Annotated in this window: 7 protein-coding genes; 4 read left to right on the forward strand and 3 right to left on the reverse strand. The window is 62.4% G+C overall.

Translation table 11 applies throughout. The features are described 5' to 3' along the window. The 3 genes from yidC to rpmH all read right to left on the reverse strand — a co-directional run. Nucleotides 1-1,685, reverse strand: a 1,685-nt coding sequence (yidC, locus tag IBX53_RS12535) for a membrane protein insertase YidC (protein WP_290909726.1), incomplete at its 3' end; no start/stop codon positions are given. Nucleotides 1,686-1,869: 184 nt separating this feature from the next. Next, nucleotides 1,870-2,289: a ribonuclease P protein component gene (rnpA, locus tag IBX53_RS12540; protein WP_290909729.1), complete on the reverse strand. Its 420-nt coding sequence runs from the start codon at nt 2,287-2,289 to the stop codon at nt 1,870-1,872. 13 nt (nt 2,290-2,302) lie between these two features. Continuing rightward, nucleotides 2,303-2,437 (reverse strand): 50S ribosomal protein L34, encoded by a 135-nt coding sequence (gene rpmH / locus IBX53_RS12545; RefSeq protein ID WP_010626003.1) that lies wholly within the window; start codon nt 2,435-2,437, stop codon nt 2,303-2,305. Nucleotides 2,438-2,992: 555 nt separating this feature from the next. On the opposite strand from rpmH, the gene dnaA reads away from it, so the two are divergent. From dnaA to gyrB, 4 genes are all read left to right on the forward strand, one after another. After that, entirely contained in the window at nt 2,993-4,462 is a 1,470-nt protein-coding gene (dnaA, locus tag IBX53_RS12550) for a chromosomal replication initiator protein DnaA (RefSeq protein WP_290909741.1), read from the forward strand. A 181-nt stretch (nt 4,463-4,643) separates the two neighbouring features. Beyond that, nucleotides 4,644-5,747: a DNA polymerase III subunit beta gene (dnaN, locus tag IBX53_RS12555; RefSeq protein WP_290909743.1), complete on the forward strand. Its 1,104-nt coding sequence runs from the start codon at nt 4,644-4,646 to the stop codon at nt 5,745-5,747. Nucleotides 5,748-5,792: 45 nt separating this feature from the next. After that, nucleotides 5,793-6,908: a DNA replication/repair protein RecF gene (gene recF, locus IBX53_RS12560; RefSeq protein ID WP_290909745.1), complete on the forward strand. Its 1,116-nt coding sequence runs from the start codon at nt 5,793-5,795 to the stop codon at nt 6,906-6,908. A gap of 11 nt (nt 6,909-6,919) precedes the next feature. After that, nucleotides 6,920-9,340 carry a DNA topoisomerase (ATP-hydrolyzing) subunit B gene (gene gyrB / locus IBX53_RS12565; protein WP_290909748.1) on the forward strand — a complete coding sequence of 807 codons (2,421 nt, stop codon included), beginning with the start codon at nt 6,920-6,922 and terminating at the stop codon, nt 9,338-9,340. The last annotated feature ends 23 nt before the right edge of the window (nt 9,341-9,363 follow it).

The following is a 9,363-nucleotide window of genomic DNA, read 5'->3' on the forward strand; positions in this document are numbered from 1 at the left end:
TACTTGGTCTTCATGCCCTTGCCGACGCTGGGATCGTTCTCGATCTTGCGCGTGATGGCGTACTGCTGGGCGATGGAGATGATGTTGTTCACCACCCAGTAGATCACCAGACCAGCCGGGAACCACAGGAAGAAGAAGGTAAAGACGATGGGCAGCATGCGCATGATCTTCGCCTGCATCGGATCCGGGGGCGTCGGGTTGAGCAACTGCTGCACGAACATGGAGGCGCCCATCAGGATCGGCAGGATGAAGAAGGGATCCTTCACCGACAGATCCTGGATCCAGAACATGAAGGGCGCATGGCGCAGCTCCACGGACTCCAGCAGCATCCAGTACAGCGCGATGAACACCGGCATCTGTACCAGGATCGGCAGGCAGCCGCCCAGAGGATTGATCTTCTCCTTCTGGTAGAACTTCATCATCTCCTGGGACATCTTCTGGCGGTCGTCGCCGTACTGCTCCTTGAGGCGCTGCATCTCCGGGCCCAGCTTGCGCATGCGGGCCATGGACTTGTAGGCCTTGGCGGAGAGCGGCCAGAGCACCAGCTTGACCACGATGGTCAGCAGCACGATCGACCAGCCCCAGTTGCCGATCAGGCCATGAATCTGGTCGAGCAGCCAGAACAGCGGGTTGGCGATGAACCACAGCCAGCCGAAATCAACGGTGAGGCGCAGGTTGGGAGCCACCGCCTCCAGATAATCCTGCACCTTGGGCCCCATGTAGAGGGTCGCGCCCAGGCGCGCCTCGCCCTCGGGGGCAAGGGTGCTGACAGGACCGGCAAAGGCGGCCACGTTGCGGTTCTGGGAATCGGTGGTGGCGTAGTAGAGGTTCTGCTGGTTCTGGGACGGCGCCCAGGCCGAGACAAAGTAGTGCTGGATGATCGCCACCCAGCCGCCCTGGGCGTCCACGTTGTCGAAGCGACCGCTCTGGATATCGCCGAAGTCGACCTTCTCGTAGCGACTCTCCGGTGTGGAGTAGGCCGCGCCGAGGTAGGAGCTCATGCCCATGGCCACGCCGCTGGAGGGGTCCGGGCTGTTGTCTCGGGCCAGCTGGCCGATGAAGCGGGCGGTGACCGGCGTCTCGGTGTTGTTGGCCAGGTAGTAGTTGACGTCTACCGCATAGCTGCCGCGCTCGAAGGTGAAGCGCTTGATGACATCGATGCCGTTGACCTCGGCGCGCAGGTCAACCTCGAGGCGGTTGTCATCCTCGGCCAGGCGGTACTCGTTCTGATCCGGCGTGAAGGCGATGCGGCCGGCCTGGCCGTCGAGCTGCAGGCCGGAGCGAGCCACGTAGCTGCGGCTCTCGCTGTCCGAGAGCAGCACGTAGGGCCTGTCCGAGTCGAGGGTCAGCTTGTGCTGCGGCAGCGCCGCGTAGACGACATCACCGCCCTGGGGATCGATGCGCAGGTCCAGCACATCGGTGACCACGGCAATCAGGTCGCGGCCGCTGGAAGGCGTGCTCGCCTCTCCTGGCATGGCCTGACTGACGTCACCTGATGCGCTCGGTGCGGCCGGTACCGCTAGGCCATCCGGGTCGGCCGGCTGGGCCTCGTCGTTGGCTGAGCTTGTGAAGGAGGGGGCCTCGGGCTCAGGGGAAACCTGGCCATAGTCCTGATTCCACTGCACGACGATCAGGTAGGCGAGCACCGCCAGGGGGATCAGCAAGAGGAGTCGTTTTACGTCCATGAGGGTTCTGCCCGATGGGTGGTGAACTTGCCGAGGGCGAGATGGAAAGCATCTGCCCGAGATAGACAAAAGCCTGCCAAGGGCAGGCTGGATGCCGAACACGGACTAACGGCGGTAGTGTCGGCAGGCTCAGGAAGCACCATGGAAGGATATCTCGACATGGTGACGGCTCCTGGTTGACCTGTCATGCGCCCTGACTGGCATTCGCGCTGGATGTCTCGACCATTGGCCGGTCTTCGGCGGCGGCTTTTCTTGCCTCACGCTCCAGTCGGCGCCACATTCCGTGCAGCTGGCGATGCAGGATCTCGTTATCCAGATCCCCCACGCCTCGTCTGGCCATGAGCACGATATCCACCCCCGGCAGTCGTTGCTGCTGGTGGCGAAGGGATTCGCGAGCGAGGCGCTTGAGGCGGTTGCGGTCGACGGCACGGCGAAGGGCCTTCTTGCTGACGATCAGGCCGAGACGAGGATGCCCAAGCTCATTGGGCGTCGCCAGGGCCATGAGGCCCTTGCCATGAATCTTGAAGACCGCGGTCTCGAAGACCTGCCGGTAGTCCCCTGCCGTCAGCAGACGCAGACGGCGGGGGAAGTCCTGACGGGACACGCGCAGTCCGTGATCAGGCGCTCAGGCGCTTGCGACCCTTGGCACGACGGCGGGCCAGGACGGCACGGCCGTTCTTGGTGGCCATACGGGCACGGAAGCCGTGCACGCGCTTACGCTTCAGAACGCTGGGCTGAAAGGTGCGTTTCATAACTCATTATTCCCACGTGGTTTTCTGGAAGAATCGACAATTTCGAGGCGTCCGGATTCCATGGTGGAACCCGGGGGTGTTCGGCTCAAGACCGGAAATTGTAGTGATATCACGGCTCGGGTGCAATTTTTCCGTACTGCCAGCCGCTCGAGGAGACAGCGGGGCGAGCCGCCAACGGCCGGTGTCAGACAGCGAAGGGAGCGAGTATTCACCATCAACACCATTATCATTATCTTAAACTCATTTATAAAACCTGTTATTAATACTGGGGACTATTTCTGTGGATAACGTATTTTTATACATTATAATCAATAATATACATTGATATTTACACTGTGGATAGCCGGTGGGGAAGCGCGGGGTTGACGGTGAGCAAGCGGTGGACGGAATGCACGATGGTCCACAGGCAGCAGCTGTCCCCAGCGTTCGGTGACCCTTGTCCCTAGGGTCAGGGATAAGTTTTCCACAGCCGTCGAGCGGCGGCTTCAGGGTGTGGATAACCGCCCCTGGGGGCGATACACTATGCGACCGTTTTCCAACCGATGGTGAGGCCGCGTGGCGCTAGCTCTCTGGCAACAGTGTCTGGACACCCTTCAGGACGAGCTGAACTCCCAGCAGTTCAACACCTGGATCCGCCCGCTGCAGGCGGAGGAGGGGGAGTCGGGCGAGCTGTGTCTGCTGGCACCCAACCGCTTCGTGCGCGACTGGGTCAGCGACAAGTATGCCAAGCGCATCGGTGAGCTGATGCGCGAGCTCTCACCGGCCAAGCCCCCCAAGGTAGTGTTGTCGGTGGGCAGTCGGCGTACCGCGCCCCAGCCCCAGCCTCGCGATCTGGGTAATCCGGTATCGGCAGCGCCGCGACGACCATCGGCCCCTGCCGTGCATACTCCTCCGCGTGGGGATGTGGCCGATGAGCGCGAACTCGACGCCCTGCGCGAGGAAGGGTCGGGACGACGTGCTGCAGGAGGAGGTCGCCAGGTGCAGGTCGAGGGCAGCCTCAAGCACAGCAGCGGCCTGAACCCCAACTTCACCTTCGAGACCTTTGTCGAGGGCAAGTCCAACCAGCTGGCCCGGGCCGCCTCTAGGCAGGTGTCGGAGAACCCGGGGGGAGCCTACAATCCGCTGTTCCTCTACGGCGGGGTTGGCCTCGGCAAGACCCATCTGATGCATGCCGTGGGCAATGCCCTGGCCACTCGTCGAGAGAATGCCCGGGTGGTCTATCTGCACTCCGAGCGCTTCGTGGCCGACATGGTCAAGGCGCTGCAGCTCAACGCCATCAATGATTTCAAGCGCTTCTACCGCAGCGTCGATGCGCTGCTGATCGATGACATCCAGTTCTTCGCCGGCAAGGAGCGCTCCCAGGAGGAGTTCTTCCACACCTTCAATGCCCTGCTCGAGGGCGGTCAGCAGATGATCCTCACCTCGGATCGCTACCCCAAGGAGATCAGCGGAGTCGAGGAGCGCCTCAAGTCCCGCTTCGGCTGGGGGCTGACGGTGGCGATCGAGCCGCCGGAACTGGAGACCCGGGTGGCCATCCTGATGAAGAAGGCCGACCAGGCCAAGGTCGACCTGCCCCACGACGCCGCCTTCTTCATCGCCCAGAAGATACGGTCCAACGTGCGTGAGCTTGAGGGAGCCCTCAAAAAGGTGATCGCCGACTCGCACTTCATGGGCAAGCCGATTACCCAGGACTTCATCCGTGAGTCGCTCAAGGACCTGCTGGCCCTGCAGGACAAGCAGGTGGGGGTCGACAACATTCAGCGCACCGTGGCCGAGTATTACAAGATCAAGCTTTCCGACCTGCTCTCCAAGCGCCGCTCACGCTCCGTGGCGCGGCCGCGCCAGGTGGCCATGGCGCTGGCCAAGGAGCTGACCAACCACAGCCTGCCCGAGATCGGTGATGCCTTCGGTGGTCGTGACCACACCACGGTGCTGCATGCCTGCCGCAAGGTGAAGTCATTGCAGGAGGAGAGCGCCGATATCCGCGAGGACTACAAGAACCTGCTGCGCCTTTTGACCAGCTGACGGGTCAATCGTCAGAGCCTCGGGGCAGGGTCGTCGGTTCTCCTTCTTATCGTGCTGCCAGGCACCCCTGCCCCCATGCCTTCATGCGCCCACCGAGCCTCAGCTGTGGTTAAATGACCGCCTAGCCGTTCGGCCCGGGCCGCGCTGGCTGCAATCCTTCAGGACTAGATGTGGAGCCGACATGAAATTTTCCATCTCCCGCGAAGCGCTGCTGCGACCGCTGACGCTGGTGGCCGGTGTGGTGGAGCGACGCCAGACCCTGCCGGTACTCTCCAACGTGTTGATCCAGGTCGACCAGGACCAGGTCGCGCTGACCGGCACCGACCTCGAAGTGGAGCTTATCGGGCGCACCGTGGCCAGTCAGGTGGATGAGCCGGGGGCCGCCACGGTGCCGGCACGCAAGCTGATGGATATCTGCAAGTCGCTGCCCGATCAGGCCGAGATCCAGCTCTCCCTGGAGGAGGGCAGGGCGGTGCTGCGCAGCGGCCGATCCCGCTTCACCCTCTCGACCCTGCCGGTTGCCGAGTTTCCCAACATCGAGGATAGCCAGGGCAGCGTCGAGCTTGCGCTGCCGCGGGGCGTCCTGAAGCAGCTGATCGACGCTACCTCCTTCGCCATGGCACAGCAGGACGTGCGTTACTACCTGAACGGCATGCTGCTGGAATTGCGCTCCGGTCTGGTGCGTGCCGTGGCCACCGATGGCCACCGTCTGGCAGTCTGCTCGCGTCCCGTGGAGATCGAGGTGGAGCCGGCTCAGAAGCTGATCGTGCCACGCAAGGGCATCCTGGAGCTGGTGCGGCTTCTGGATGACGGCGAGGAGCCGGTGAGCCTGACCCTGGGGGCCAGTCACATCCGTGCCCATACCGGTGACTTCACCTTCACCTCCAAGCTGGTCGACGGCAAGTTTCCCGACTACGAGCGGGTGGTGCCCCGCGGTGGTGACAAGGTGTTCATCGCCGAGCGTGCCGAGCTGCGCCAGGTGCTATCGCGTACCGCGATTCTGTCCAATGAGAAGTACCGCGGGGTGCGCCTGCATCTGGCCGAAGGCAACCTCAAGGTCATGGCCAACAACCCCGAGCAGGAGGAAGCCGAGGAGAGCATCGCCATCGAGTACAGCGGCCCGGGGCTGGAGATCGGCTTCAACGTCGGCTACCTGATCGATGTGCTCAATGCCCTCGACGAGGATCGCGTGCAGATGACTCTGGCCGACCCCAACAGCAGTGCGCTGATGGAGGAGCCGGGTGGCGGCGACGCCCTCTATGTCGTCATGCCCATGCGCCTCTAGTGACCACCGGCGGCATGTCCGATGCCGCCCTGCCCGTGTGTGCCCATGCCTCTCGATCGCCTCGCCTTCCAGGGACTCAGAAACCTGCAACCCATTGATTTTAAACCAGGATCTCGGATAAATCTGGTGACGGGTGACAATGGAAGCGGCAAGACAAGCCTGCTGGAGGGCATCCATGTCCTCGGCATGGGGCGCTCCTTCCGTACTCGCCAGATGCGCCATGTGATCGCCCACGACGCCGAGGGTCTGGTCCTGCATGGTCGGTTGGCCGGTGACCCCCCTCTTCCCTTCGGGGTGCGCCGCCGTCGCGACGAGAGCGAGCTGGAGATCCGCTTTTCCGGTGAGCGCGTCACCCGCCTCTCTCGTCTGGTCGAGACACTGCCGTTGCAGCTGATCAATCCCGATGCCTTCCGTCTTCTCGAGGGGCCCCCCGGGGGGCGGCGAGAGTTTCTCGACTGGGGCGTGTTTCACGTGAAACATGACTTCCTCGAGGCCTGGCAACGCGCTCGCCGTGCCCTGAAACATCGGAATGCCCTGCTCAGGCATGGTAGAATGGACGATGCTTCCCTGTCCGCCTGGGAGCGCGAGCTCGTCCACTGGAGCGAGCGTATCGATGTGATGCGCAACGCCTGGTTCGATGCATTCCTTCCGGTTTTCGAGGAGACTCTGACCGGTCTGATGCCCCTGCCGGGTCTGCAATTGCGCTACTCCCGAGGCTGGGATCGGCGTCGCGAGCTCGGTGAGATGCTGAGGAAGGGCAGAGAAGTGGACAGGCAGATGGGATTTACCCAGCAGGGGCCGCAACGTGCCGATCTGGCCATCAGGCTTGATCGACGCCCTGCAGTGGAGGTGCTTTCCCGGGGGCAGCAGAAGCTGGTGGTGAGTGCCCTCAAACTGGCTCAGGGGCGTCTTCTCGAGGCAGCCACCGGACGGCAGTGCCTCTACCTGATCGACGACCTTCCGGCAGAGCTGGACAGCGCCCACCGGCGGGTGTTCTGCCACTGGCTGGAAAGCATGCACTGCCAGGCGTTCATCACCAGCGTCGATCACGACGCCCTGGCAGATATGTGGCAGCCCGCCACCCCCTTGGCGATGTTTCACGTGAAACGTTCGCCGACGGGAGAGGGGCAGCTGGTGCCACTGGAACGACAGACTTCATGATGGAGCAGTCAATGAGCGAACAGGCCTACGACTCATCGAGCATCAAGGTACTCAAGGGGCTGGATGCCGTACGCAAGCGTCCCGGCATGTACATCGGTGATACCGACGACGGCACGGGCCTGCACCATATGGTGTTCGAGCTGGTGGATAACTCCATTGACGAAGCGCTGGCGGGGCACTGCAGCGAAATTCGCGTGGTCATCCACCCCGACGAGTCGGTCACGGTAAGCGACAATGGTCGCGGTGTTCCCACCGATATCCATGAAGGGGAAGGGATTTCCGCCGCGGAAGTGATCATGACGGTGCTCCACGCCGGCGGCAAGTTCGACGACAACTCCTACAAGGTGTCTGGCGGCCTGCACGGCGTCGGGGTGTCGGTCGTCAATGCTCTCTCGGAGGAGCTGAAGCTGACCATCTGGCGCGCCGGTGAGGTCTTCGAGCAGATCTATCACCACGGAGTGCCCCAATCGCCCCTGGCCGTGGTCGGAAAGACCGAGAAGACCGGTACGCGAGTCCACTTTCGGCCCTCTCCGCAAACCTTCACCAGTATCGAGTTCCACTACGATATCCTGGCCAAGCGTCTACGCGAGCTCTCCTTTCTGAACTCCGGTGTGGCCATACGCCTGATCGACGAGCGTAGCGGAAAGGAGGAGGTGTTCCATTACGAGGGGGGGCTCAAGGCCTTCGTCGACCACCTCAACACCAACAAGAGCGTGCTCAACCCGGTGTTTCACTTCAATGCCGAGCGTGAAGACGGCGTTGGCGTGGAGGTGGCGATGCAGTGGAATGACTCCTTCAACGAGAACATCTTCTGCTACACCAACAATATTCCCCAGCGGGATGGTGGGGCGCACCTGGCCGGCTTTCGTGCCGCGCTTACCCGGACCCTCAATGCCTATATCGAGTCCGAGGGACTGCTCAAGAAGTCGAAGATCAACACCTCCGGTGACGATGCCCGAGAGGGGCTGACGGCTATCGTCTCGGTGAGGGTGCCTGACCCCAAGTTCTCGTCCCAGACCAAGGACAAGCTGGTATCGTCCGAGGTGAAGACCGCAGTGGAGCAGGAGATGGGCCGGTTGTTCTCGGACTATCTGATCGAGAAGCCCAACGAGGCAAAGGCCATCGTCAACAAGATGCTCGACGCTGCTCGTGCCCGGGAGGCGGCGCGCAAGGCCCGCGACATGACCCGCCGCAAGGGTGCCCTGGACATCGCGGGCTTGCCCGGAAAGCTGGCCGACTGCCAGGAGAAGGATCCCAGTGTTTCCGAGATTTTCCTGGTAGAGGGTGACTCGGCCGGCGGCAGTGCCAAGCAGGGACGTGATCGCCGCACCCAGGCGATTCTTCCCCTCAAGGGCAAGATCCTCAACGTGGAGAAGGCGCGTTTCGACAAGATGCTTTCCTCCGCTGAGGTGGGCACCCTGATCACCGCCCTGGGCTGCGGCATCGGTCGTGAGGAGTTCAACCCCGACAAGTTGCGCTACCACTCGATCATCATCATGACCGATGCGGACGTGGATGGCTCGCACATCCGGACCCTGCTGCTGACCTTCTTCTTCCGCCAGATGGCTCAGTTGATCGAGCGCGGACATGTCTTCATCGCCCAGCCGCCTCTCTACAAGATCAAGCGTGGCAAGCAGGAGCTCTATCTCAAGGATGAGCAGGCGATGACCGACTACCTGACCGCCACGGCTCTGGACGGCGGCCGGGTTTACGTCAACGCCGATGCGCCCGGTATCAGCGGCTCCCAGCTCGAGGCTCTGGTTAATCAGTATCGCGAGGTGGTTCGCCGCATTGATCGCCTGTCTCGTGTCTACCCGAACGAGGTGCTCAAGCGGATCGTGCATGCCGCGCGTCTGGATGGTGAGGTCAGTCTGCGGGATCGGGGAACCATGCAGAACTGGATAGATCATCTCCAGGGGGAGATGGATGCCGTGGTGGCCTACGAGGGTGGCCCGCGATATACCTTCCGGCTCGAGCAAGATACCGAGCGCAGCCTCTACCTGCCGGCGGTCACCCTCACCGCCCACGGCGTATCCACGGACTACGTGTGGGGTATCGAGTTCTTTACCAGCGCCGACTATCGCGGTATGGCCGAGCTTGGCCAGACCCTCGACGGCTTGCTGGAAGAGGGCGCCTATGTGGCCCGCGGCGAGCGTCAGAAGCGTGTGACCACCTTCTACGAGGCCCTCGAGTGGCTGATGGCCGAGGCCCAGCGTGGTCTTTCCATCCAGCGATACAAGGGTCTTGGTGAGATGAATCCGGATCAGCTCTGGGATACCACCATGAACCCCGAGACTCGCCGCATGCTCAGGGTCACCATCGAGGATGCGGTGGGCGCCGACATGATGTTCAACACCCTGATGGGTGACGAGGTCGAGCCCCGACGTGACTTCATCGAGCGCAATGCATTGGTGGCCAATCTCGACGTCTGATCTCGTGTTTCACGTGAAACACG

It is taken from the genome of Halomonas sp. (genome assembly GCF_014859505.1).
Taxonomy (GTDB): Bacteria; Pseudomonadota; Gammaproteobacteria; order Pseudomonadales; family Halomonadaceae; genus Halomonas.